Annotated in this window: 17 protein-coding genes and 1 tRNA gene; 7 read left to right on the forward strand and 11 right to left on the reverse strand. The window is 36.9% G+C overall.

The window, feature by feature from the left end; genetic code table 11:
* Positions 1-5 precede the first annotated feature (5 nt).
* Genes ACTIEI_RS00355 through ACTIEI_RS00370 form a run of 4 tightly spaced genes read right to left on the reverse strand, consistent with a single transcriptional unit; the run spans position 6 to position 5583 of the window.
* Positions 6-1787: a DUF885 family protein gene (locus tag ACTIEI_RS00355; RefSeq protein ID WP_439504286.1), complete on the reverse strand. Its 1782-nt coding sequence runs from the start codon at positions 1785-1787 to the stop codon at positions 6-8.
* A 24-nt stretch (positions 1788-1811) separates the two neighbouring features.
* Positions 1812-3056, reverse strand: a complete 1245-nt coding sequence (locus ACTIEI_RS00360) for an NAD(P)/FAD-dependent oxidoreductase (RefSeq protein ID WP_439504287.1) — start codon at positions 3054-3056, stop codon at positions 1812-1814.
* A gap of 12 nt (positions 3057-3068) precedes the next feature.
* Positions 3069-4655, reverse strand: coding sequence for an aldehyde dehydrogenase (NADP(+)) (locus ACTIEI_RS00365; RefSeq protein ID WP_439504288.1), 1587 nt, complete (start codon positions 4653-4655; stop codon positions 3069-3071).
* A complete protein-coding gene (locus ACTIEI_RS00370) occupies positions 4639-5583 on the reverse strand; it encodes a dihydrodipicolinate synthase family protein (protein WP_439504289.1) in 945 nt (314 codons plus the stop codon). Before ACTIEI_RS00370 ends, ACTIEI_RS00365 begins: the two co-directional genes overlap by 17 nt.
* 232 nt (positions 5584-5815) lie before the next feature.
* On the opposite strand from ACTIEI_RS00370, the gene ACTIEI_RS00375 reads away from it, so the two are divergent.
* Positions 5816-6715, forward strand: coding sequence for an AraC family transcriptional regulator (locus ACTIEI_RS00375; RefSeq protein ID WP_439504290.1), 900 nt, complete (start codon positions 5816-5818; stop codon positions 6713-6715).
* Here the strand turns inward: ACTIEI_RS00375 and ACTIEI_RS00380 are convergent.
* The 4 genes from ACTIEI_RS00380 to ACTIEI_RS00395 are packed head-to-tail and all read right to left on the reverse strand — an operon-like array spanning position 6707 to position 15190.
* Positions 6707-8989 carry a prolyl oligopeptidase family serine peptidase gene (locus tag ACTIEI_RS00380; RefSeq protein ID WP_439504291.1) on the reverse strand — a complete coding sequence of 761 codons (2283 nt, stop codon included), beginning with the start codon at positions 8987-8989 and terminating at the stop codon, positions 6707-6709. The two genes, ACTIEI_RS00375 and ACTIEI_RS00380, sit on opposite strands and share 9 nt — an antisense overlap.
* 19 nt (positions 8990-9008) lie before the next feature.
* Positions 9009-11585, reverse strand: coding sequence for an alpha-L-arabinofuranosidase C-terminal domain-containing protein (locus ACTIEI_RS00385; RefSeq protein WP_439504292.1), 2577 nt, complete (start codon positions 11583-11585; stop codon positions 9009-9011).
* A 7-nt stretch (positions 11586-11592) separates the two neighbouring features.
* On the reverse strand, positions 11593-14004 hold the full coding sequence (locus tag ACTIEI_RS00390; RefSeq protein WP_439504293.1) for a glycoside hydrolase family 127 protein: 2412 nt from the start codon (positions 14002-14004) through the stop codon (positions 11593-11595).
* A 28-nt stretch (positions 14005-14032) separates the two neighbouring features.
* Complete coding sequence (locus tag ACTIEI_RS00395; protein WP_439504294.1) at positions 14033-15190, reverse strand: aldose epimerase family protein; 1158 nt, start codon at positions 15188-15190, stop codon at positions 14033-14035.
* Between the two features lie 176 nt (positions 15191-15366).
* Here ACTIEI_RS00395 and ACTIEI_RS00400 point away from each other — a divergent pair, with 176 nt between their 5' ends.
* From ACTIEI_RS00400 to ACTIEI_RS00420, 5 genes are all read left to right on the forward strand, one after another.
* Positions 15367-16071: an NUDIX hydrolase gene (locus tag ACTIEI_RS00400; RefSeq protein ID WP_439504295.1), complete on the forward strand. Its 705-nt coding sequence runs from the start codon at positions 15367-15369 to the stop codon at positions 16069-16071.
* Positions 16072-16156: 85 nt separating this feature from the next.
* Positions 16157-17839 (forward strand): ribulokinase, encoded by a 1683-nt coding sequence (locus ACTIEI_RS00405; protein WP_439504296.1) that lies wholly within the window; start codon positions 16157-16159, stop codon positions 17837-17839.
* A 9-nt stretch (positions 17840-17848) separates the two neighbouring features.
* Entirely contained in the window at positions 17849-18547 is a 699-nt protein-coding gene (locus ACTIEI_RS00410; protein ID WP_439504297.1) for an L-ribulose-5-phosphate 4-epimerase, read from the forward strand.
* A 33-nt stretch (positions 18548-18580) separates the two neighbouring features.
* On the forward strand, positions 18581-20071 hold the full coding sequence (araA, locus tag ACTIEI_RS00415) for an L-arabinose isomerase (RefSeq protein WP_439504298.1): 1491 nt from the start codon (positions 18581-18583) through the stop codon (positions 20069-20071).
* A 33-nt stretch (positions 20072-20104) separates the two neighbouring features.
* Complete coding sequence (locus ACTIEI_RS00420) at positions 20105-21790, forward strand: sodium:solute symporter family transporter (RefSeq protein ID WP_439504299.1); 1686 nt, start codon at positions 20105-20107, stop codon at positions 21788-21790.
* Between the two features lie 52 nt (positions 21791-21842).
* Here ACTIEI_RS00420 and ACTIEI_RS00425 read toward each other — a convergent pair whose 3' ends face one another.
* Positions 21843-22490: an HAD family hydrolase gene (locus ACTIEI_RS00425; RefSeq protein WP_439504300.1), complete on the reverse strand. Its 648-nt coding sequence runs from the start codon at positions 22488-22490 to the stop codon at positions 21843-21845.
* Between the two features lie 332 nt (positions 22491-22822).
* On the opposite strand from ACTIEI_RS00425, the gene ACTIEI_RS00430 reads away from it, so the two are divergent.
* A complete protein-coding gene (locus tag ACTIEI_RS00430; protein WP_439504301.1) occupies positions 22823-24001 on the forward strand; it encodes a WG repeat-containing protein in 1179 nt (392 codons plus the stop codon).
* Between the two features lie 262 nt (positions 24002-24263).
* On the opposite strand, the gene ACTIEI_RS00435 is transcribed toward ACTIEI_RS00430, so the two are convergent.
* Together ACTIEI_RS00435 and ACTIEI_RS00440 are read right to left on the reverse strand one after the other, a co-directional pair.
* Positions 24264-24350: transfer RNA gene (locus ACTIEI_RS00435), tRNA-Ser, on the reverse strand.
* Between the two features lie 72 nt (positions 24351-24422).
* Positions 24423-25190: a TatD family hydrolase gene (locus tag ACTIEI_RS00440; protein WP_439504302.1), complete on the reverse strand. Its 768-nt coding sequence runs from the start codon at positions 25188-25190 to the stop codon at positions 24423-24425.
* Positions 25191-25395 lie beyond the last annotated feature (205 nt).

Genomic DNA, 25395 nt, shown 5'->3' on the forward strand with positions numbered 1-25395 from the left:
GTTGATTATTCATTATAGAATCTCCAGTTGGTTGTAAAGTTTTCAGTAAGTGGTTGTTTCGTCAAGATGGCGCGTACCATTTCTACAGGCATTGCATTCAAACTCAATACTGCATCATGGTATTGTTTGTAACTCATTTTACCGCCATCAACCAATTCCTTTTTTAGTGCGTAAAACTGTCTGCCTCCTGTTAAGTAAGCTAATTGATACAATGGTGGATATCTTCCAACAAATGACCTGCGTACTTCTCCTTCTGCGTTAGCACGTTCGTGCCCTACTCGATCTACTAAGAAATCAATACACTGTTGTGGTGTCCATTTCTTCATATGATAATTCAAAGAGAAAATAATTCTTGCGCAGCGATGCATATGCCAGAAAAGCATACCAATTCGATCTTCCGGAATTTTCGCAAACTGCTGATCCCATAAAATCAATTCCCAATATAATGCCCATCCCTCTGTCCAAAACGGAGTTCCAAAATTGCGATAAGTTCTGGTTCTTGAATTTACGAATTGTTGTAAGTTATGACCTGCAATCAATTCATGGTGCACGGTTGCTTTTGAAAAATGTGGGTTATTGCCACGCATGCTCATCATGCGATCTTCATAACTCATGGTATTGGTTGGATAAGATATCGTGATATCTGCGCCTCCCGTAAAAAATGGATTCACCAACTGACGTTCAGGAGACATCATCATCATTCCCCATGTTTCTTCTGCCAATGGGGGTATGGTTAATAGTTGATTCTTTTTTAAGAAATCAATTGACTCTGTATATAATTTTAAAATGGCTTCAGGTTGTTTACCAGGTGGAACATACAAATTTTTTACTTTTTCTAAAGCTGCTTTCCAATTATCTCCAAAACCCATTTCTTTAGACGCTTTCAGCATTTCTGCATCACACCATGCAAATTCTTTATTGGCAATTTCAATCAGTTCTTCGGGTGTATATGGAATCATTTCACGCTGTAGCTGTTTGATTAATTCGGCTCTTCCAACTTGCACCCCCACAATTCCACTGTTGTCTGTTGCAGTAAGTGCACTATTGGCTTTTGCTTTAAATGCAGCCGCATATGCCACCAATGCTTCATCCAATGTTTTTTGTACAGTTGGTACCCACCAAGTAAACATAGGGTCGTACCCATTGTAAAAATCTTGGATACTTTGTACGGTTGCTCGGAGATTATTGATTACTTCGCCAGCAGTATATACCGATTCTGGATCAACTGATTTTTCTTGCTTTAGTTTGGCTTGCAAAGTTTTGATTTCTTGTGCAATAGCAGACCAATCTCTTGCTACTTCTTCTGCTTTGGGTTGAATGCCTCTTCTGCGCAATTGCTCTAAAGCATATACTTTGGGAGCAAATGGAATCCAAGCTTGTATTTTAGTTACTTCAGCTTCTTCGTTTTTTAATTGTTGCAATCTTTCAGCTAAATCTCTTTTGAAAAGAATATAATCTGCTTTACATTCTTGAGACAAATTATTAAATGAAACCGCCGCTAATTTCTTTTGGTAATCTTGCACCAATTGTTGCAATCGTTTATTCTTTTCAGGAGAGCCAATGCTTGCATCTGCACCAGCTCCAAATCCACCACCCCCCCTAGAACTAGTAGGACTATAATATCGACTCAAAGTGCGGTTGTCTACATTGTATCCCTGAATTAAACTGGGCATTTCTTGACAAGGAACAAATGATGCTGTTGATACTTGTGCCGTTGCTTTTTGAAGTGTAACACTAAAAAACTGGCCCGCTATCAACATGGAAAAAACAAATGGGGAGATTTTCATATTGCTGATTTAAATGGTATTTTATTAATCAAATCTAGTTGGATCAAATGCTTTAATATTAATTGGTGTTGCTTGCTTTGTAGCTAATGCTGCAATCAAATTACCAGTAGCTGGCCCTAAACTCAGTCCCATCATTGCATGACCTCCTGCAACCAACAGATTATTATATTTTGATGTATAGCCAATATAAGGTAATCCATCTGGCGAACATGGCCTAAATCCATACCATACTTTTTCTTCAGTTGGCATATTAACCGATAATCCTGGCAAATATGCTGGAACAGATTCTACAATTCCGCGCACTCTATTCATGTTGATTTTATTATTGATGGAACCTATTTCCATTGTTCCGCCAAATCGCAACTGTTGATTCATAGGCGTGATGGCCACTCTTGCTTCACATAAAATGGCTGGTACTTGTAATTGTTTAGCAGGACTTTCTTGTGTAAATGAATAACCTTTCCCAGGCATCAGCGGCAGTTGTACCTGAACCATTTTTAATAATGCAGGCATCCATGATCCTGCAGCAAAAATGAACATATCCCCTTTTATGATATTCTCTCCAATATGAACGGATTGTATCGTATTGTTCTTAGTTTCAATACGGGTAACTGGTTTTCCTGTAATAAACTGAACACCGCTGTTTTGTAGATATTGAATCAATTGCTGATTCAGTTTATTGGGATACAAATGTGCATCACATTTATAGTGTACTGCACCTAATACATCCAATGAAATTTCTGATTCAATTGCTTGCGCCTCTTCTTTGGTTAACACTTCTACATCTAATCCCATTTGCTTGGCTTTCTCAGCCATATGCGTTTCTTCTTCAGCTACTTTCTCCGTTTTATAATACATCATGATTCCCTTTTTCTCAAAAGAGAAATCAAAACCCGGTTCATTACTCAACTTTTCATACAACTGTTTACTCAATAAGTTGATGGCTGTTAAATGTGGTCCTGATTGATCTACATGTTTTTGATTGGCCGATTTAATAAACTGTAACCCCCAACTAATTAATTGTAAACTCAAAGATGGCTTAACATAAAAAGGGCTCTTCGAATTAAACATCCAACGTATCCCTTGTGCCACTATGCCTGGTGCTGCCAATGGAACAAAATGACTGGGCACAATCATTCCTAAGTTACCATAAGAGCAACTATCCGTTAAATCCGTTTGATCTATCACCGTTACTTCCCATCCTTCCTGTATTAAATAGTAGGCTGAACTCAATCCAATAATTCCTCCACCAATGATAACTGCTCTCATATTTTTGTTGAATTAAATTGAATCACGAGAATAATTTCCGTTTATTTTTCGCATAATTCCTGCGTGATTTTTATTTTGTAAATACAATGGCAGCAAAGCTTCTGGGCAATCTTGATAACAAACTGGTCTTACAAATCTTCTTATTGCTTCTGTTCCTACCGATGTGGTTCTTGAATCGGTTGTTGCGGGAAATGGACCACCATGTACCATTGCATGACATACTTCTACACCAGTTGGGGCACTATTGAAAATCACCCTACCCGTTTTTTCTTGTAAAAGCTGAACTACCGTGGTGTACCGCAGTAATTCTTCATTGCTTCCAAAAACTGTTCCAGTTAATTGACCATGCAACTGGGTTAGTGCGGTTTCCAACTGCATTTTATCGTCGCAAATAACCACTAGTGAAGAGGGTCCAAATACTTCGTTTTGCAATGCAGGATTTGCAATAAATTCTTTTGCGGTAACACTAAACAATGCTGGCGTTCCCTTATACTCATTCGCTAATTCAGTTCCTTTAAAAATTATTTGTACCTGTTGATTATTGATCAATTTATTCCGATCTGTATAATAAGCTTTACAAATGGAATCGTTTAACATGGTTCCTGCTACCACTGCTGAAAGAGACGCTGTCATCAATTCAATAAAGGCTTCTGTTGCCTTAGATTTAATCACCAATATTAATCCTGGATTCGTACAAAATTGTCCAACCCCTAATGTAATTGAACCAGCAAGCGTGTTAGCAATAGCAGCTGTTTTTAATGCTAATGTTTCTGGCAATAATACTACTGGATTTATACTACTCATTTCGGCATACAATGGTATAGGAGCTTTCCTTTTTTGTGTAACCGTTTCATACAATGCCATCCCTGCTCTATATGAACCAGTAAATCCGATTGCCTTGATTGAAGGATCTACTGCTAACCTTTGACCGAGCGTTGCGCCTTCTCCATTTAAAGAAGAAAATACGCCATCTGGCATACCTGTTTTTTCAGCTGCTCTCTTGATAGCGGTTGCCATTAATTCATTGGTACCAGCATGAGCACTATGTGCTTTTACTATCACAGGACAACCCGAAGCTAAAGCGGAAGCAGTATCGCCGCCTGCTGTTGAAAATGCGAAAGGGAAATTACTCGCTGCAAAAACAGTTACTGGTCCTAGTGGTTGTAATATTCTTCTAAGATCTGCTCTCGGTAATGGTTGCCGATCAGGCATTGCTGTATCTATTACAGCATCTGCCCATGATCCCTCTCTTAATAAACTTGCAAATAACTTCAATTGATTCATTGTACGGTCGCGCTCACCAGTTAATCTAGCTAAAGGCAAACCCGATTCAAGATGGGCTCTTTCCAATAAATCATCACCAAGCTGTAATATTTCTTCTGCAATTGTTTCCAAAAAAACAGCTCGCTCTGCAAAAGATAGTTTACTATAAATGCCAAAAGCAGCTACTGCTTTGGCAATTGCTGCTTCTATTTCATTGTTAGTGGCAATATGAAATTGATCTGGTAAAAAACTTCCTTGAACAGTGCTAAAAGATTGAAAAGTTTCTTTTCCTTTAGCAGATTCTTCAAAGCCAATTAGGTTATGCCCATGTAGCATTTTTTGTATGTTTCAGGTTCAAATAATCTGGCAAAGTTGGTCTTGTGGCCAATGCCGTTTCTATAATATTAGTAACTCGTTTTAATTCTGCTCCTTCAATAGGAAGTCTTGGTGCTCTTACATGACTTGACCCAATACCAGTATGCATTGCAGCCAATTTAATGTACTGTACTAATTTAGGATGTATGTCTAATTCTAATACAGGTAAAAACCAACGATAGATAGGCAATGCCGCTTCAATTTGTCCTGCTTTTACTAAACTGTAAATAGCCACTGTTTCTCTTGGAAATGCATCTACCAATCCTGCTACCCATCCATGTGCCCCCATACAAAGACTCTCCATTGCCAAAGTATCTACTCCACATAAAATATTGAATCGATCACCAAAACGATTAATCATTCTAGTAACATTAGAAATATCTCGCGTAGATTCTTTAACAGCTTGAATATTTTGATATGGCATCATAGATTCAAACATATCCAATGTAACATGAATCTTATAATCCACAGGATTATTATAAATCATGATTGGCAAACTGGTTGAATTGGCTACTGCTTTAAAATATTCTAGTGTTTCATGACTATCTGCATAGTAACGCATAGGTGGTAATAACATCAGCCCATCAGCCCCATTCCGCTCTGAATCTTGTGCCAATGCAATAGCCGCCTTTGTTGTTTGTTCTGCAATATTGATAATCACTGGAAAATCGGCGGGGATATTTTCCTTAGAATAAAATAACAAGTCCCGTTTTTCTTCATTAGATAAAGAACTTGCTTCACCTAAAGATCCGCCCAAAATAATTCCATCTACACCCGCATCTATTTGCGCTTGTAAATTACGATTATACACTTCAAAGTCAATTGAATCGTCTTGTTTAAAAGGGGTTAGAAGAGCCGGATATACGCCCTTCCATGTTAGATTAGCCATAATTATAAAGATTAGAAACACAAAGCTACTTGGCTTATTGTGTACGCTATTTTCCTCAATTAATAATTTATGTACCGATTTTAACTGATTATTCTTTGTCAAAATAATAATTGTATAATATACACTAATTAACGCAGCATTTTCTGTATCTTACCTGTCTTTGGCAATAAATGGGGCTTTTGAAGCTAAAATTGGTACTATTTACTGTTTATACCTGTCAAAAACTGCTTAAATGAAAGTATTACAGTTTACTATTCCCGTTCCGGGAGATAAGAATATCATCATTAAACATGATGTGCTACCCTATTTTTATAAGTACTTACATAGGCACGATGAAATACAACTTACTTGGATTATAAGAGGAGAAGGTACATTGGTGGTAGATAATAATATGTTTCCATTTAAACCCAACGAAGTTTATTATATAGGCGCTAATCTTCCGCATGTATTTAAAAGTGACCCTGTTTACTTTTCTCCAAAAAGCAAAAAAACAGTAGAAGCAATTACCATCCACTTTAATCCGAATGGGAAGCTGGGTAGTTTATTTGATTTAGCTGAAATGAAACATATCCAAACTTTCATTCAAAAGCACAACAATGGCTTTATGATTCCCCCAGAATTTATTACAGCAGTAGCGCATAAAATTCAGATCATCAGTAAATCTAAAGGGGTTGACCAAATGATTGCGTTCATAGAAATCCTTAAAAAGTTTTCAAGTATCCCTAATTTAAAGGAACTCTCAAGCGCATCAAAATTAGAAACCTTAAGTGAAAATGTGGGTGTACGGTTAAGTGAAATTTACCACTATATCATGGCTAACTACGAAAATAATATTACACTAGAAGATGTAGCCCAACAAGCACATATGACCCCACAAGCTTTTTGTAGGTATTTCAAAAAGAGAACACATCATACATTTGTTTCGTTTTTAAATGAGGTAAGAATTAATGAAGCTTGTAAAAAGTTAACTACAGGGGATGGAGATAGTATTAGCATCTCCACTATTGCTTATAATTGTGGATTCAATACAGTTACTCACTTTAATCGAGTATTCAAATCGGTTATTGGAAAATCACCGCATGAATATGTAGACGACTATTTCAAGAGTACGTATGAAGTTGGTCTAATCTAATTCATCCGCATTCCTATCTGGTGGATCAATGCCTAATAAACTTTTTACAAAGAAATCTCGCTTCTTAGTTCTTCCATAAGCTCCACCATCACTATGACCCATTCCTGGTACTGCTAAAAATTCAAATGACTTTTTAGCTTTAATTAAAGCATCGGCTACCCGATAGGTAGATTCTGGAGGAACATTCGTATCAGCTTCTCCTACAATCAACAATAATTTGCCTTTCAATTTATGCGCATTGGTAATATTGGATTGTTCATCATAATGTTTCCCAATAGGATAACCCATCCATTGCTCATTCCACCATTGCTTGTCTACTCGGTTATCATGACAACCACAGGATGAAACTGCCGCTTTGTACCAAGTAGGATGAAACAATAATCCGCCCAACGAATTTTGTCCACCCGCTGATGTTCCAAACAAACCAACCCGATTCGTATCAGCTTGTGGGTACTTAGCCGCCAATGCACGCATCCATGCAATGCGATCGGGGAATCCTGCATCTGCTAAATTTTTCCAACATACATCATGAAATGCTTTAGAGCGATTATAGGTTCCCATACCATCAATTTGCACAACTATAAATCCTAATTCTGCCATACTCTGCATTTCACCGGTAGTAGCAAACAATTTAGGAACAAATGAATCTTGTGGACCTGCATAAATATTTTCAATAATTGGATAGCGTTTATTGGGATCAAAATCGGATGGTCTGCATATTACCCCCCAAATATCTGTAACACCATCTCTTCCTTTTGCACTAAATGGTTCAGGTAATCGATAACCGGCTGCTTTATGCAAACTAATATCCGCTTGCTCTAATTCCATTAATTGTTTTCCATCAGCAACTCTTCCTAAAATGGAGACAGGCGCTTGATCTACAGTTGAATAGGTATCAATAAAGTATTTTTTATCTGGCGACCAAACAATGCGATGATTAAAACCTGGCTTTGTTAGTGTTACCATTTTTTTACCATCAAAACCAATTCGATAATAATGAATAAAATAAGGATCTTCTCCTTGGTTCATGCCACTTGCTTGAAACCAGATTTCTCTTTTGGCTACATCAATACTATCTACATTTCTAACTACCCACTCTCCTTTCGTAATAGCATTTTTTACCGCTCCCTTTTTAGCATCTACTAAATACAAATGTCTCCAACCATCTTTTTCGGTTATCCAAATAATTTCGGAAGTAGCAGGCAAATAATGAGTAAATATTTTTTGCTCGTAAATAAAAGTGTTGGTTTGCTCATCAATAATATTTCTAGTACTTCCATCAGCTAGATTTACATCTATAATTCTGAATCTTTGGTGTCCACGATCTACTCGCTCAAACATAAAATGGGTATTATCTCCTGCATTCCAGTTGAGTTTAGGTGCATCAAAAAAGTCGATGATATCTGTTTGAACTTTTTTGATTGCTTTATCAGCAACATTTATAACAAACATTTCATACGTAGTAAATGCATCACCTGGTTGCTTATACGGACGTTCTTTTACTTCTCCCCTCGTGGTATTGGGCAATGAAGTTAAAATATAAAAAACGGGCTTATCTACCACTCGTTTAATTTTATAGGCGATCAAATGCTTGCTATCGGGTGACCAGCTAACTTCACCATAAGGTGTATCGGCAGTTCCATCGGTGGTATACTGAATGAGTGTTCCACCTTTAGCAGGCTCTAAATATATATTGTGCTCTTTAACCACCAAATTCCATTGTTGATCGGGGGAAGTTCTTACCGTACGACCACGTTGCCATCTGCTTGCAGCCCTTGTAAGACCTGGATAAATGGTTTTATCAACGGGAAGACTATCGATTTTAGTTAATTGGTATTGCAACAAGTCTACCTCGTAAAAAATATTCTCCACTGCAATGGCTAACTTTTTTTGATCGGGGTGTAAATAGGCATTTTTAATGGGTAGTTTCTGTATACTGATATTTTTATGTCCTGCGTTAATTAATGCTGCTGCTAATTTATCTGCATCAAAAAGTGGCTTTTTATTAATAGTTATAGGGTCTACTAAAAAATATTGCGTTATACTGTCTGCCAAAACATTTCTATACCAGAATGCGGAGGAACCACTCCAATTAGGCATGACACTAAGTTTAAATGCTGTTTTTCTAACCATGCTGTCTCTTTCTGTTGCCACTTTATATCGCTGCAACATTTCGGTTCGAGTGGGCGAAAAAGCAGGTAACGGCTTATTTTGTGCTTGAGTAACGGTTAATAAAAGTGTACCCATCAAACAAGCAAGCAGCATTCTTTTCATAAACAAACGTTTTTACTGATTATTTTTTTACTGGAATTCGTAAAGCAGTGATTGAATTTTTAGGGAAACGATACTTGAATTTTTTTCCGATTGTAATAGGGGTTTGTGTTTTAACAGGAATATATTCCCTTGGATTTGTAAATGAATTTTCTGCTTTTACCGATTCAGCTTGAATAGTGTATGCAGTAATTTGTCCATTCAATTCGGTTTCACCATTTAAATCAAATTCAGTTTCATAATCCTGATCTGCACCATTTACCATTTTAATAATTAACTCCCCGCTTGTTTTATCTCTCCCTGCTAAACCAAATAGTTTTTGAGGCTCAGTAAAAGTCATCAGTAATGAATCATTCAAATAACAACTTACTTTATCTAATTCAACTACCAACTGAATATCATACCATTTACCCGATTCTATTGGTTGACGTAATCTTTTAGAAGCCGATATATTTGACACTGAACCATCGCTAACAATTTCGAATACTGCATTTGCATTTACATAAGACCCAATATGTGCACGCAGCATATTATTGGCATCTGTTACGGCAAAAGGAATAATAAACGCATTAGTGCCGGATAATTTTCTTGCCTGTAACTTAAGTGTGTATGTATCAAAACTTTTATTATTCAATACCATCAATCGTTGCGGGCCTTGAGCAGTTTGTGCTATTGCATTCTCTTTTACTTCCCAAGAACCCCTTACCATATTCCACTCTTGAGCATTATTGGTAAAATCACTTTTATAAACCGTATTACCATTTTGAATCACTTCAATATTTCGGTATTCCGTTTGCGTATCCCAGGTAGCCAATCCTATACTACCCTTATATTTGGGAATTTTACTTGAAGTTGGGGCTATGCTAAATTGCACTTGTAGATTCTCATCCGCTCGGTGATCATTCATTAACTGTATAGTGTAATAAGATATTCTTGCAAAAGAACTATCCGATTTAAATTTAATCAGATTCACAGGCCAATGCTTGGTATTAACGTTTTCAAATAATGGCGCATAACTCGACATTTTTACAAGGTCTCCGTTATTTTCCATACTCAGGATATAAGTAGCATCATTCAATGCTGCTTGTAAATTACCCGATCCAACGCCAGCATTAGTAGCATATTCGCCTACATAGAGTTCGTAATCCCCTCGTTTATATTTATCAAAATGATCGTAGTTGGTAAAAGACCAATAAGCACTTTTATATGCATGTTCATCTGCCATATCGGTCACTTTAATACTATCCAACGTTCGTTTATTCACGTCGCCAATACCCATGCTAGAAATAATTTTCAAATCAGGGTATTTTGTTTTAATCGCTTCATGGAAACGATTGTAACGCTTGGCATACCAAGGTCCGTGCTGCTCATTTCCTACTTCAATATATTTTAATGGGAATGGTTTGGGATGTCCATTTTTTGCACGAACACTTCCCCATTTAGAATTAACCGGACCAATGGCATATTCTATGGCATCTAATACATCATCTATTACAGGTTGTAATGCTTCTTCGCTAATAAAAGTTCCACTTCTAAATTCGCAAGAAACGCCCGCATTAAATACATATAAGGCATCTGCATTGATGTCTTCACAAAATTGTAAGTATTCATGATAACCAAATCCATCACTTGACCAATAGCCCCACACACTAAATGTTCCTGGCCTTTGTTCAATTGGTCCAATAGATGTTTTCCAATTGGGTGCACTTTCTACATTAATTCCTTCTACAAAACAACCACCAGGCCAACGCACAAAAGCTGGTTTTAAATCAGCTAAGTACTGAGCCAAATCGGACCTTAACCCATTGGGTCTGTTCTTAAATGTTTTTGAAGGAAACAGGGAAACGAAATCGAACCAAATACTTCCAGTAGAACCAAATTTAAAAGCAAATGAAGCTGCCCCATCGGTGGTCGTTGGAATAAGTTTACAAGTATATTTTTTCCATGCTTTATTGGTCAATTTTGTAAAAGTATATTGGGCTATTTCCTTTCCATCTGCAGATAATAAAACTACTGATAATGGACCTTTGTAATCTTCTCCTGTTTTAGTATAAAAACTAAGTTGATATTCTTCACCTTTTTTAGCATTGATTCCCCAAAAACCTTCATTCAAAAAATAATCGGCACCATTGTTAGACAGCTTATTCACTTTAATCTGTGCAGACTGAGGTGTTGCTGCATTTAAAGGATTGTCTTCTCTTAAAATTGCTTCAACACTTCCATCACCTGTTGACTTTGTGCTCCAATAAGGCATAGCCGATTTAACAGGCCATGGCAATTTAAAATTGCTGGCTTTGCCATTTAAGTTATAATGTGGTTTTTTATTTGGATTGGGATTAAGCATATTCCCCTCTAATACAGCACCAGGAGGAATTCGACTTTCTTCAAATCCACGATTTTGTATCATTTCTGCATATAAACCACCTTCTCCACCATGACTGATTTCTTCAAAAAAAATACCATGCAAATTGGGCGAAACGGTATTCTTTACTTTATTGGTAAATATTTGCATAGTGGCTTTCTCTTGCGCATGCAATAGCGAAATACAAACAGCTATTACCAATATGGTCAATCGGAATTTCAAATTGATTCTAAACATAGAATGATTATTTAACTATCCATTCATGAACACCCGTTGCGTGATTCACAGGTAATTTAATTTTCATTCTTACACCTGTTGTTTTTACTGGTTCAAATTGAATGGTATTGTATTTGTCTTTGGTTGTTTCGTAAGGAGTTAAGGCTTTTACTGGCACCCAATCATTTCCTTGCTTATATAAAACTTCCCAATTAGCTGGTATTCTGCAACCACCAAATGGACTATCATCGTACCAATATACTTTTGACTCACTGATGGTATATTCTTGATCAAAAGTATATTCAATGAACTCCTCGGTATTCTTTTTAGGCCACCAATGAACATACAATGCAGACTTGTCTTCAGAAGAGGATGGCTCAAACTGATCATTCAAAGAGCTTAACATACGTTGGCTACTTACAGAGCCACTTATTTTACTTTTTGAGGCAATTGTTGGAGCAGGCTTGGGGCGTGACAATGATTCTTGAGAAGGAATCCAAACCACCATTTCGCCAGGACCACGATTGTTCCAAGCATAATAAGGAATCGCTTTTACAGGTAGTTCTTTCTTTAATAATTGATTGCTGTTGACTTGTCTTGAAGTGGCGCTTCCTTTTCCATCTAAGGTTAAAATACCATTTAATAAAGAAGGATTATAATTAGCTGTAAAATTAGTTTGTTCTTCTACTACAATATTTTGTACTGCCTGATCTGCGTGATCGGGTCCTTCTAAACAATAAACAATTGGACCTCTTTGTAAAGCGAATCTACCTTGGTCGTCTTTCACTTTTTCATTGGCAATTACTTTCTCTATTTCCATTGGAAGTTCGAAAGAAATAACATCACCTTTCTTCCATGTTCTATTGAATACCGCATAGCCTTTTTCTAATTGGTAATCAACTGGTTTTCCATTCACAGCAATTACAATTTTATTCGCTTTTTGAAGACTCGCAAAACGATATAAATCGCCCGGAACGGCTTCATCTCTTGCCCATCCTGGGATACGCACACGCATTGCAAAAGCCATTTGCTTTACTGGATTAACCGAAATTTTTACGTCCCCTTTCCAAGGATAAGCTGTTTCTTGAGACAAGGTTAATTTACCTGAAGGAAGTTGAATGTCTGCCTTATTAGACATATATAAGTTCACATAAACATTATTCTTGTCTTGTGCATAAACATAACCAGGAACCGATGGCATAAAACGGGTTACATTTGAAATACAACAAGCACAACCAAACCAAGCACTGCGCTGATGTTGGCCCATGGATGCTAATGGATTAGGATAAAAGAATTTCTTACCATCTTGTGCAATACCCGATAACATTCCATTGTATAAAACCCTTTCCATCACATCAATGTATTTTGCATCGCCATGTAACAAAAACATACGATTGTTCCAATACACATTGGCAATAGAAGCACAGGTTTCGGCATAAGCAGACATATTAGGTAAATGGTATGCTGCACCAAATGCTTCACCCGCACCGGTAGCACCAATACCTCCTGTTAAATACATTTTTTTATACACTACATCAGACCAGATTTTACCAATTGCGTTAATATAGGATTGATCCCCAGTTAAAGCAGCTACATCGGCCATTCCCGTGTACATATAAGCTGCACGAACCGCATGTCCAACTCCTTCATGCTGATCAGTTACTAGTTTATGTGATTGGCTATATTCTGAACCTTTAACAACCCCATTTCCACGTATGTCTAAAAAGTATTTAGCTAATGCTAAGTAGTCTTTTTTACCAGTCACCCTATACAATCTTGATAATCCAGTTTCAATTACTTGATGTCCTGGGAAATAGGGTGCTTTGCCGTATAAAAAATCCTTCACAATTAAATCAGCATTTTTGATAGCAATATTCAATAAAGATTTTTTTCCAGTTGATAAATAATGCGCAACAGCAGCCTCAAATAAATGACCAGAATTGTATAATTCATGGCTCAAATCGGAATCTTTTTCCCAACGTTTTTGACTAATCCATGGATGCAATTTTTCTGGCTTCATCGTACGGAAAGTATATAAATAGCCATCTGGTTCTTGTGCTTCACCAATAATTTGAATCAAAGTATCTAGAGACCTTTCAAGAGAAGCATTGGCCTTAGTTTGTAAAGAATAAGAAACACCTTCAATCACTTTAAAAACATCCGAGTCGTCAAAAGGGTATTCAGTAAGATTAGTAGGTGGCTTTTTGCCAGCAGCTTTCAAAAAATTATCTACCCTTCCTGTTTCCCTGCATTTCTGTAATACATATGGAATGGTTATTTCGGCATTCACTTCAATCCTTGGTGCCCAAAACTGATCGTTCACATGCACATGATTAAACGTAACAGGTTGGATTGGATAATCTTTATTGCCCTGTGCCATTAAGTTGCTAATCGAAAGTACAACTCCAGCAAATAAGGCCTTACTCTTGTAATGTAGCATGACAGAATGTTTAATTGGTGATACTTAATTATTTTTTGATTCCAAACTTATAAATAGTAGTGGTTTGATATTTTTTTCCAGGTGCTAATTGTGTGCTAGGAAAAGCAGGCTGATTGGGTGCATCTGGATAGTGTTGTGTTTCTAAACAAAACGCTGATCTATAAGGGTACTGCTTATTTTTTTTCCCTATCAAACTACCATCTAAAAAGTTTCCACTATAGAATTGAATGGCTGGCTCCGTAGTAAATACTTCCATTGTAATTCCAGTATTGGGAGCATACACTTCTGCAGCTTTTACCTGCTCATCGGGCGATTGTTTATCTAAAACAAAATTATGATCGTACCCTAAACCGTTTTTAATTTGAACATGTTCTACTCCAATATCTTTTCCAATTAATTTAGGGAGCGTAAAATCAAATGGAGTTCCTTTTACAGTTACTGGCGCACCTACTGGAATTAAAGTACTGTCCACTGCAGAATAATTGGATGCAAAAATGGTTAACTCATGATTAGTAATCGTATTTTCTCCCTGTCCATTTAAGTTGTAATAAGCATGATTGGTTAAGTTTACTACAGTCGTTTTATCTGTGCTTGCTTCATACTCCATTCTTAATTCGTTCTCATTGGTAAGTGTATAGGTAACTTTTACCAATAAATTTCCCGGATAACCCTCTTCTCTGTCTTTAGATAAATAACTTAACACCAATTGATTCGGCTGATGACTAACAACTTCCCAAACTTGGTTGTGAAAACCCTTTGGTCCACCATGCAATGAATTAGGACCATTATTTGCAGTTAGTTGATACAAGGTATCGTTTAGTTTGAACTGAGCTTTTGCTATTCTATTACCATATCTTCCAATGATTGCCCCAAAATAAGCTTCTGGCTTATTGAGATAATGATCTAAACTATCGTAACCCAACACGATATCCGTAGCTTGCCCGTTTTTATCTGGCACTGTCAATCCAACAATTCTACCTCCAAAATTGGTGATGGCTGCTGTTATATTATTTGTATTAGTTAAGAAGTAAATACTGGTTTTTTGACCATTTATTGATTTTGTATATGCCGCTTTTAATGCAGTAGAATCAAGCACTTGGCCATTTTCATTTGAAGCATTATCAGCGCTACAATGTACCATTAAACTTATCAAACCAATGAAGGCAATGAGTTGGATTTTTTTCATATTGAAGCAAATATTATTAGTAATAGAAATCGATTCAAGTGAATTTCTTATTTACCAAATTAGCAAAAAAATATTAATTGTAAAAAAAACACTTATTATTTTTTTAGGAAACTCAATATTATTCGGATATTTAATTAATTGTTTAATGAATGTAAAATACGTCTGAAGCTGAACATATGGTTAGGTATCACAAACAAACCCGCATATTGGTTGCCCTAGATTGTATCATTTTTGGATTTGATGGGGCCAACTTAAAATTATTACTTGTTCAGCGAGGGCTTGAATACGAAAAAGGAAAATGGAGCTTAATGGGGGGATTTGTTCAAAAGGATGAAGATTTTGAAAAAGGATCGGCACGTATCTTAAAAGAATTGACCGGCTTAGAAGGGGTTTACATGGAACAACTTTTTGCCTTTGGTGACGTAAACCGTGACCCTATTGAAAGAACTGTATCGGTTGCCTATTTTGCTTTAATTGATATACATCAGTACGAAAAGCAAATCAATACAGACTATCATGCTGAATGGTTCCCTATTAAAAATACCCCAAAGCTCATTTTTGACCACCAAAAAATGGTAGACATGGCCAAAGAGAAGTTGAGGTATAAAGCAGCTTTTCACCCCATTTTATTTGAACTTTTACCTGAAAAATTCACCCTTCCACAGCTACAAAGTTTATACGAAGGCATTTTTGATTCGCAGTTTGACAAAAGAAACTTTAGCAGAAAATTGCAATCGACCAAACTTTTAATAAAACAAAAAGACAAAGACAAAGAAAGCTCTAAAAAGGGAGCCTACTACTATAAACTAGATAAGAGACGTTACGCTGCAAACTTTCACGCATTCTTAAATTTGATTCCCAACCCAGGTAATCTGAAATAATTGGCAAAATTTATTATCAATAATTTTTGATTTTCATCTTTAAGTGTTAATTTGACACGAATTGTAACAATTCATTGCTTGCTAGATGAAAAAAGAAACTTTTGTAATTGGCGTAGACTACGGCACCGATTCGGTGCGTTCAATTATTGTAAACACAACTACTGGCGAAGAAATTGCCACTGCTGTGCATCATTATGCACGATGGAAAAAAGGACTGTATTGCAATGCAGCAGAAAGTGTTTTTAGGCAACACCCGCTAGATTATGTAGAAGGGTTAACAGAAACCATCACCAACTGTTTAGCGCAAGTAGGAAAATTGGTTGCTGAAAATATTGTAGCTATTGGAGTTGATACGACTGGCTCTACTCCTGTAGCAGTTGATGCTACAGGCACTCCACTGGCATTAAAAGAAGCATTTGCCGAGAATCCAAATGCCATGTTTGTGCTTTGGAAAGACCATACCAGTGTAAGAGAAGCTGCAGAAATTAATCAGCATGCTATAAAATTTGAAACTAATTATTTGCAATACGTGGGAGGTATTTATTCCTCCGAATGGTTTTGGGCGAAACTCTTACATATAATTAGGAACGATGACGCTGTTAAGCAAGCCTGTGTTTCTTGGGTAGAACATTGTGATTGGATTCCTTTTATGTTAACCGGGGGCAATAATATCAAAGAATTAAAAAGAAGTGTTTGTGCTGCAGGACATAAAGGATTATGGTCTGAACAATTTAATGGATATCCACCCAATGATTTTTTTACTTCATTGGATCCCTTACTAGATGGATATGTTCAAACCCTTGGTGACACTACCTATTCTTCAGACAAATCTGCAGGAACGCTTTCTAAAGAATGGGCAAGTAAATTAGGATTAAATGAAGATGTAGTAGTTGCAGTAGGTGCTTTTGATGCACATATGGGTGCAGTAGGCGGACAAATTGAACCGTATCATCTTAGTAAGGTAATGGGCACTTCAACATGTGATATTTTAGTAGCTCCTACTGCTGATTTAGAAGATAAAACAGTAAAAGGCATTTGTGGTCAAGTTACCGGATCGGTAATACCAGGCATGCTTGGATTAGAGGCAGGACAGTCTGCTTTTGGAGACACTTATGCATGGTTCAAAAATATGATACTATCTCCGATTAAAGAAATGATTGAGCATTCTGATGCAATTAAACACGATGAAGCAGAACAACTGATCAAAGAATTATCTGATCAACTGATTACACATTTATCAAATAAAGCTGCATTATTACCACTTAACGAAGATGATGAATTAGCCCTTGATTGGTTTAATGGAAGAAGAACACCAGACGCTAACCAATACCTAACGGGAAGTATTCATCAATTGAACTTAGGATCAACAGCCCCTTCTATTTTTAAAGCATTGGTAGAGGCAACCTGTTTTGGCGCAAAAAGAATTGTTGATCGTTTTATATCAGAAGGAGTTCCAGTAAATGGATTGATTGGATTAGGCGGTGTTGCAAAAAGATCTCCGTATATTATGCAAGTAATGGCCGATGTGATGAATATGCCTATTCGAATACATAAGAGCGAACAAACCTGTGCATTAGGTGCTGCTATGTTTGCAGCCACCGCTGCAGGTGTATACGCAAAAGTAGAAGAAGCCATGAAGTACATGGGGCAAGGATTTGAAGGCGCTTATTATCCCAACGAATCCAGAAAAGCTTATTATGAGAAAAGGTATTCTCAATATATAGTAGCAGGAAATTTCACAGAAATTCATGCACCCAATAATAAATAAAATCAAGTAATGAGTCAATATAATGCGATAAAACAAGAAGCATATGATGCAAATATGCAGTTGCCAAAATTGGGTTTGGTTTTGTTTACTTTCGGAAATGTGAGTGTTGCAGATCATAACAAAAAGGTATTTGCAATAAAACCGAGTGGAGTTCCTTATGAAGAACTGAGTCCCGAAAAAATGGTGATTGTAGATTTTGATGCAAATGTGGTTGAGGGTACACTCCGTCCCTCTTCTGATACCAAAACACATGCTGTTTTATATAAACATTGGAATGGAATCAATAGTATTGTTCATACCCATTCTACTTATGCAACTGCTTGGGCTCAATCACAATTAGACATCCCTATCTTAGGCACTACCCATGCAGATCATACCACTTCAGTTATTCCTTGTGCACCACCGATGAGCGATGAAATGATTCAAGGAGATTATGAAACAGAAACAGGTTACCAAATCATCAACTGTTTTAATGAAAGAAAATTAGATCCAAGTGAAACAGAAATGATGCTGGTAGGCAATCATGCTCCGTTTACTTGGGGTGCCAGTTCACATAAAGCAGTTTACAATGCTGCAGTACTAGAGGAAGTAGCTAAAATGGCTTTTGTTACTTTACAAATTAATCCTACAGCCCCAAGTTTAAAAGAAACTTTAATCAAAAAACATTACGAAAGAAAACATGGACCAGACGCATATTATGGCCAATAATAATCATCCTATTCAACTTTAAAGACAAGCACCATGATTAATTTGAAACAACTTGAAGTTTGGTTTATAACCGGAAGCCAACATTTATATGGAGAAGAAACACTAAAACAAGTCGCAGCAAATTCAACTGTAATTGCAACTGCATTAAACGACGAACCCAGCATGCCTGTTAAGGTGGTATATAAACCAACGGTAAAATCAACAGAAGAAATTTTTTCGATTTGTCAAGAAGCCAATAATGCAACCAACTGTATTGGTGTAATTACATGGATGCATACTTTCTCTCCTGCTAAAATGTGGATTGGTGGATTAAAAATATTGAGAAAACCTATCCTGCATTTTCATACGCAGTTTAATAGAGATATCCCATGGTCTACTATTGATATGGACTTCATGAACCTCAATCAAAGTGCACATGGTGATCGTGAATTTGGTTTTATCATGAGTAGAATGCGTTTAGACAGAAAAGTAGTGGTAGGACATTGGAGCGATCAGGAATGTATTGCAAAAATTAACGGATGGATTAGAGCCGCCGCTGGATGGCACGACTGGCAAGGCGCGCGTTTTGTGCGTTTTGGAGATAATATGCGTTTTGTGGCTGTAACAGAGGGCGATAAAGTTGAAGCAGAAATAAAATTTGGTTACTCAGTAAATACTTATGGTGTTGGAGACTTAGTAGAAGTGATTAACCAAGTTTCGACTGCTGATATAGATGCGTTAGTAGATGAATACCATACTGCCTATCAATTAGTCGATAGTCTAAAAAAGGGTGGATCACAACACGAATCATTAAGAACAGCAGCGAAGATTGAATTAGGGATTGAAAAGTTTCTCGTAGAGGGGAATTTCAAAGGGTTTACTACCACATTTGAAGACTTACATGGCTTAGCTCAATTACCAGGCATAGCAGCACAAAGGCTGATGGCAAAAGGATATGGATTTGCTGGAGAAGGAGATTGGAAAACAGCTGCTTTAGTGAGAGCTATGAAAGTTATGGGTAGTGGATTAAAGGGAGGAAACTCTTTCATGGAAGATTATACTTATCATTTTAATCCTGATAATAAATTGGTATTAGGGGCACATATGCTTGAAATATGCGAGTCAATAGCGGATGGAAAACCTCATTGTGAAATTCATCCTTTGGGCATTGGCGGAAAAGCGGACCCTGTTCGTTTGGTATTTAATTCAGGACCTGGTCCTGCCATCAATGCATCCATTGTAGACATGGGAAATCGATTCCGTTTATTGGTAAATAATGTAATGGCTATTGCACCAATAGCTAGTTTACCTAAATTACCTGTTGCAAGAGTATTATGGAAACCCTATCCAGATATGCACAATGGATGTGCAGCTTGGATATTAGCGGGCGGCGCTCACCATACTTGTTATTCGCAAAATATTTCTGCTGAGCAAATGGAAGACTTTGCCTCTATTGCAGGAATTGAATTTGTTTGCATCAACAACGAAACTAGAATGTATCAATTTAAAAATGAACTCCGCTGGAACGATAAATTTTATCAATAATCCATCTATTTATTCAACATAAGAAACTTCATTATGAAAGGACTTGCCACCATCGATATAATTGTTTTTCTTTTTTATTTTATTCTTGTTGCAGGATATGGTTATTGGATTTATCAAAAAAAAAAGAAAGCAACTGCTGATACAAAAGATTTTTTCTTAGCCGAGGGCTCACTCACCTGGTGGGCAATAGGTGCATCACTTATTGCTTCTAATATATCTGCAGAGCAATTTATTGGAATGAGCGGCGAGGGTTTTTTTGTTGGGATTGCAGTTGCCGCTTATGAATGGATTGCTGCATTGGCTTTAATCATTATTGCCATTTGGTTTATGCCGATTTATTTGAAGAATAAAATCTTTACCATGCCGCAGTTTTTAACCAACCGTTACAATGAAACGGTGGCATTAATCATGGCAGTGTTTTGGTTGTTCTTATACATTTTTGTAAATCTTACATCTATTCTTTACTTAGGAGCTGTTGCTATCAATGGATTAGTAGGTGGTGAATACTTGCACGTGATCATGATTTTATTGGCTGTATTTGCTTTATTCATTACCCTAGGAGGAATGAAAGTAATTGGATACACGGATGTGATTCAAGTGGCTGTTTTAATCATTGGTGGATTGGCCACTACTTATATGGCGTTACTGATTGTTAGTGAAAAATTCGGAATGGGAAGTAGTGTACTTGCTGGATTTAATACTTTGCTTAAAGAAGCACCCGATCATTTTCATATGATACTAGATAAACCAGGACCCAATGCTACTCAAGAAGAAATTAATAAATATTTAGTACTTCCTGGTTTGTCTATGTACTTTGCCGGACAGTGGATTGTAAACTTGAATTACTGGGGTTGCAATCAATATATTACCCAACGCGCACTAGGTGCAAATCTTCAAACAGCTAGAACAGGTATTTTATTTGCAGGCTTATTGAAATTGATGATGCCGCTCATTGTAATGTTACCGGGTATTGCTGCATTTGTTTTGTACAAGAATGGTCACTTACCGCAATTAGAAGGTGGAAGTAAAGACGGTGCTTATTCTGCAATCTTAAGTTTCTTACCAAGTGGATTAAAAGGCTTGTCTATTGCCGCATTAACCGCTGCCATTGTTGCATCACTTGCGGGTAAAGCCAATAGCATTTCTACCATTTTTACGCTAGATATTTTTAAAAAATACATCAGACCCAATGCGGATGAAAAAAATATGGTTTGGATTGGTCGTCTAACTATTTTACTAGCCATGTTTGTGAGTGTCTTATTTACATGGAACGATACACTAGGCATAGGTGGTGAAGGTGGCTTTACTTTTATTCAAAAATATACTGGCTTTATTAGCCCTGGTGTATTTGCCATGTTCTTATTGGGCATGTTCTGGAAAAGAACTACTGGAGCTGCAGCCATTGCGGGTGTGATCTGTGGATTTTTGTTATCTGTATTCTTTAACAACTATGCACCAGGGGTTTTAGGAAATGAAACCATTTTGTATACTGCTTATCCAAACGGGAAAGGTGGATATGAAATTCCTTTCTTAATTAATATGGGATGGTCTTTCTTTTTCACTACTTTATTAATGGTAATAATCAGCTTCAGTGGACCAAAAATTAATCCTAAAGCTTTCATTTTTGATAAAAGCATGTTTGCCGTTAGTAAGTCGGTAATAGTGTTAATTGTAATTACCTTATTACTATTGACAGTATTATATGTTCGATTCTGGTAAGAACCTTCTCTTAATAAAAAAGGGGCTAGCAAAAAAATGCTGGCCCCTTTTTTTACATTAAACTATGATAGTCTTGTGCAAAACACAAAATATTTGTGTAGCCCTCAAAATCTTTAATAGCATGAGAAGTAGTCAACACAATACATTGCATACCTGCATTCAATGCAGCTTCCACTCCTTTTGGTGCGTCTTCAAAAACAATACAATCTGCTGGATTAATTTGTAAGTCCGCTGCAACTTTTAAAAAAGTTTCAGGGTGTGGTTTGCTCTCTTGAACATGCTCGGCGCCAACAATAGAATCAAAAAAGGACCGAATATTTAATCCATCCAATACAAATTCGATATTATCAAGAATTGCTGCAGAACCAATCCCCATTTTAATTCCAGCGGCTTTCGATTTTTCTAAGAAAGGAATCAATCCTGGTAGCCCTGCTAATTTGGGCTTATATAAAGCTTGGTATCTTTTTTCTTTTTGGTTAGACAAACGAATAACTTCTTCATCAGTAAAATGATGTTGACCAAAAATACGGGTTAACACTTCTTTATTCTTCCCATACATTTCTCTGGCTACTTCATCCCAACTAAGCGGTGTGTTTAAATCTTTAGTGATTATTTCATACCATGCTTGAGTATGGTAATCCATATCATTAATCATGGTGCCGTTTAGGTCGAATAAGTAAGCTTTAGCTGTTTGAATCATATACGTTCGTCATTAGAAATCCACCTAAAATAATTCTCTTTATTAATAATTAAAAATTTAGCATCAGGATATACCTTAACAAAAGCAACTGGAATTTTGACTTTTGTTTCTTTCCATTTACAATCGAGTAATTATAGCGATTGAATTTTATACGCTCACTTAAAAAATATTGTTCCCACAATTGACCAATATCATTTCTTAGGTTTAGTATCTTTCAACAAATAACTATTAACTATTTGTTTCAAATAAATACCGTCCAGAGGGGATATGCATACATGTTTGTATAGATAATTTTGAAAAAATATTATCATACAAACCAATTGACCCCTATCATGAAAAAGATTAAAATAATCATTGTATCACTTACCCTTTGGGTTTTGTCTATAACTGCTTGCAACAATGCTAAAGATCAAAGTAATGTAAATGATAGCAGTTATACTATGGAAGAGCAGCTAGAGATAGCAAGGTTGGCAGCCCAATTAGAGGGTACCGCCCCTGATATATATGATTTTCAAGAAGGAAAAGCTATAGTGATATCATCAGATAGTATTGGATTTATTAGACTCAATGGCCAAGTGACTTATATTCCTGAACTAAAAGAATTGCAGCAGTTTTCTAACGGACTTGCAGCTGGCATAACCAGGGAAGACATTCCATGCTATGTAGATAGTACTGGCAAAATTGTAAAAATCTTTCCTGATTATCAATCTGTATATGATTTTGGCAAAGATGATATTACTGTGTTTCTTCACAAAAATGACAAGTTTGGTTTAATGGACAAAAGCTTTAAGGAATTAATTCCAGCTAAATACAATCAAACTAGCTTTCATGATAAAGGTTTATTTGTGGTTGAGTATAATGGGAAATGGGGTGCTGTTGATAGAAATGATAAAACCATCATTCCTTTTGAATACGAGTCATTAGGATATCTAGATGATGCTGGAATGATTTTAGCAACCCAATCATCTTTGAGCGGGTTTATTGACCAATCTGGCAAAGTGATTGTTCCATTAACCTTTTACAATTTGTTCCCTTATCAAGAAAATTTTGCAAGATTCATAGATAAAGCTTCTGGGAAATATGGGGTTATTGATAGGAAGGGTAATATTATCGTCCAGCCTAAGTATAACGATATTGGATTTTTCAAAAATGGGCTGGCAATTATTTCAAATTATCATTACCAAACAGGTAAAGGGGAAGATATTATTACTAAAAGGGGATACATCGATACCACTGGAAAAGAGTTTATTCCCTTGACTTTTACCATTGCTACTGACTTCGAAAAAAGAGGTTTGGCCTTTGTTCAAGATAGTGTTGGGGATGCCTATATTGACAGAAGCGGTAAAAGAATTCAGTTAAAGATTACTCAACCAATTACGAAATTAGGCATGTTTAATCATGGTTTTGCTAGGATTGAATTAGGAGATGGTGGATTTGTTTATTTAGATGGATATCAGCGCTTGTTGAAAAAGCAGGATATTATTAGGTTGAGGGATGTATACTTTAAGTAGGTCGGTGTTGGGATTTGCTGCGCTGATCCACCATGGGATTTGCTGCGCTGCCCCACCATGGGATTTGCTGCGCTGCCCCACCATGGGATTTGCTGCGCTGATCCCATGGTGGGGGGTAGCAATATTATAATGAAGCAAAACCTGGGCACTTGCGTGCCCGGTTTTTTTATGTCCCTCTTCTCCCTCGGGACTGAAGTCCCGGAATCGAATCGGGACATAAAAAAACCCCGACTATGTCGGGGTTTTGCATCATAACTTATTGCAGAGAGGAAGGGATTCGAACCCTCGAAACAGTTTCCCGTTTACACACTTTCCAGGCGTGCTCCTTCAACCACTCGGACACCTCTCTGTTTATTAATGGGCTGCAAATATAGGCGCAAATGCCCATATTTTTTCAGCTTAAACACTCCTACCCACCTAATCATCCTCTAAATAAAGCGATTGCATTGGCTGTTGTAATGCTGGCTAACTCGGCCACCGTAATCCCCTTGGCCCCAGCCAATACTTCTGCAATATGCAGGAGATATGCGCTTTCGTTGCGTTTGCCGCGATAGGGCACTGGGCTTAAATAAGGTGCATCGGTCTCGAGTACTAAATGCTCCACTCCTATATTTTCTAAAGCTTTGGGCAAACCTGCGTTTTTATACGTTATCACCCCTCCGATCCCCAATAAAAATCCCATATCTACAATTTGCTTGGCTGATTCATAGGATCCACTAAAACAATGAAATATTCCCTTCAAACCCTTTGCTGCAAATGGCTTAACCATCTCAATCGTTTCTTGCATGGCATTTCGGGTATGAATCACAATGGGGAGTCCTTTTTCGAGCGCCCAGCCCATTTGGGTTGCAAAAGCTTCTTGTTGTTGGGTTTTAAAACTGGTATCCCAATAATAATCAAGCCCAATCTCTCCAATAGCAGGAAAATCTCTTTGCTCCAACCAATATTGCACTAAATTTAATTCTTGCAAATAATTTTCTTTCACATAACAAGGATGTAATCCCATCATGGCTTTACATACCCCTGGGTATGCAGCTTCTAATGCCAACATAGCAGGTATAGATTCACTATCTATTCCTGGCAAATAAAATTGTTCCACTCCTTGCGCCTGAGCCCTTGCTATTACTGCCTCTAGATCATTTTTAAATTCTTCTACATATAAATGACAGTGTGTATCAATCAATTTCATTCTGTAAAATTCTACATTTTTTTTAGCGCTTTTAAAATAAAGTTCTTGACAAGGCGTTTATATATGCACGAAAGGCAATTAAACGAAAGACGATTAGCAAAGATATTCAATGCATCCCTGCGAATGTTGAAAAACAGCAGCAGTAACCTTTGTTTTCATAGGGTACGGATTAAAAACAGGCTGGGGTTTCTACCCTGGCCTTCCA

The sequence above is a fragment of the Sediminibacterium sp. genome (assembly GCF_051860225.1).
Lineage (GTDB): Bacteria > Bacteroidota > Bacteroidia > Chitinophagales > Chitinophagaceae > Sediminibacterium.

Bases quoted from the DNA above. Each gene is read 5' to 3' on its own strand.
- ACTIEI_RS00355 (WP_439504286.1), bottom strand. From the start codon at position 1,787: ATGAAAATCTCCCCATTTGTTTTTTCCATGTTGATAGCGGGCCAGTTT.
- ACTIEI_RS00360 (WP_439504287.1), bottom strand. From the start codon at position 3,056: ATGAGAGCAGTTATCATTGGTGGAGGAATTATTGGATTGAGTTCAGCC.
- ACTIEI_RS00365 (WP_439504288.1), bottom strand. From the start codon at position 4,655: ATGCTACATGGGCATAACCTAATTGGCTTTGAAGAATCTGCTAAAGGA.
- ACTIEI_RS00370 (WP_439504289.1), bottom strand. From the start codon at position 5,583: ATGGCTAATCTAACATGGAAGGGCGTATATCCGGCTCTTCTAACCCCT.
- ACTIEI_RS00375 (WP_439504290.1), top strand. From the start codon at position 5,816: ATGAAAGTATTACAGTTTACTATTCCCGTTCCGGGAGATAAGAATATC.
- ACTIEI_RS00380 (WP_439504291.1), bottom strand. From the start codon at position 8,989: ATGAAAAGAATGCTGCTTGCTTGTTTGATGGGTACACTTTTATTAACC.
- ACTIEI_RS00385 (WP_439504292.1), bottom strand. From the start codon at position 11,585: ATGTTTAGAATCAATTTGAAATTCCGATTGACCATATTGGTAATAGCT.
- ACTIEI_RS00390 (WP_439504293.1), bottom strand. From the start codon at position 14,004: ATGCTACATTACAAGAGTAAGGCCTTATTTGCTGGAGTTGTACTTTCG.
- ACTIEI_RS00395 (WP_439504294.1), bottom strand. From the start codon at position 15,190: ATGAAAAAAATCCAACTCATTGCCTTCATTGGTTTGATAAGTTTAATG.
- ACTIEI_RS00400 (WP_439504295.1), top strand. From the start codon at position 15,367: ATGGTTAGGTATCACAAACAAACCCGCATATTGGTTGCCCTAGATTGT.
- ACTIEI_RS00405 (WP_439504296.1), top strand. From the start codon at position 16,157: ATGAAAAAAGAAACTTTTGTAATTGGCGTAGACTACGGCACCGATTCG.
- ACTIEI_RS00410 (WP_439504297.1), top strand. From the start codon at position 17,849: ATGAGTCAATATAATGCGATAAAACAAGAAGCATATGATGCAAATATG.
- araA (WP_439504298.1), top strand. From the start codon at position 18,581: ATGATTAATTTGAAACAACTTGAAGTTTGGTTTATAACCGGAAGCCAA.
- ACTIEI_RS00420 (WP_439504299.1), top strand. From the start codon at position 20,105: ATGAAAGGACTTGCCACCATCGATATAATTGTTTTTCTTTTTTATTTT.
- ACTIEI_RS00425 (WP_439504300.1), bottom strand. From the start codon at position 22,490: ATGATTCAAACAGCTAAAGCTTACTTATTCGACCTAAACGGCACCATG.
- ACTIEI_RS00430 (WP_439504301.1), top strand. From the start codon at position 22,823: ATGAAAAAGATTAAAATAATCATTGTATCACTTACCCTTTGGGTTTTG.
- ACTIEI_RS00440 (WP_439504302.1), bottom strand. From the start codon at position 25,190: ATGAAATTGATTGATACACACTGTCATTTATATGTAGAAGAATTTAAA.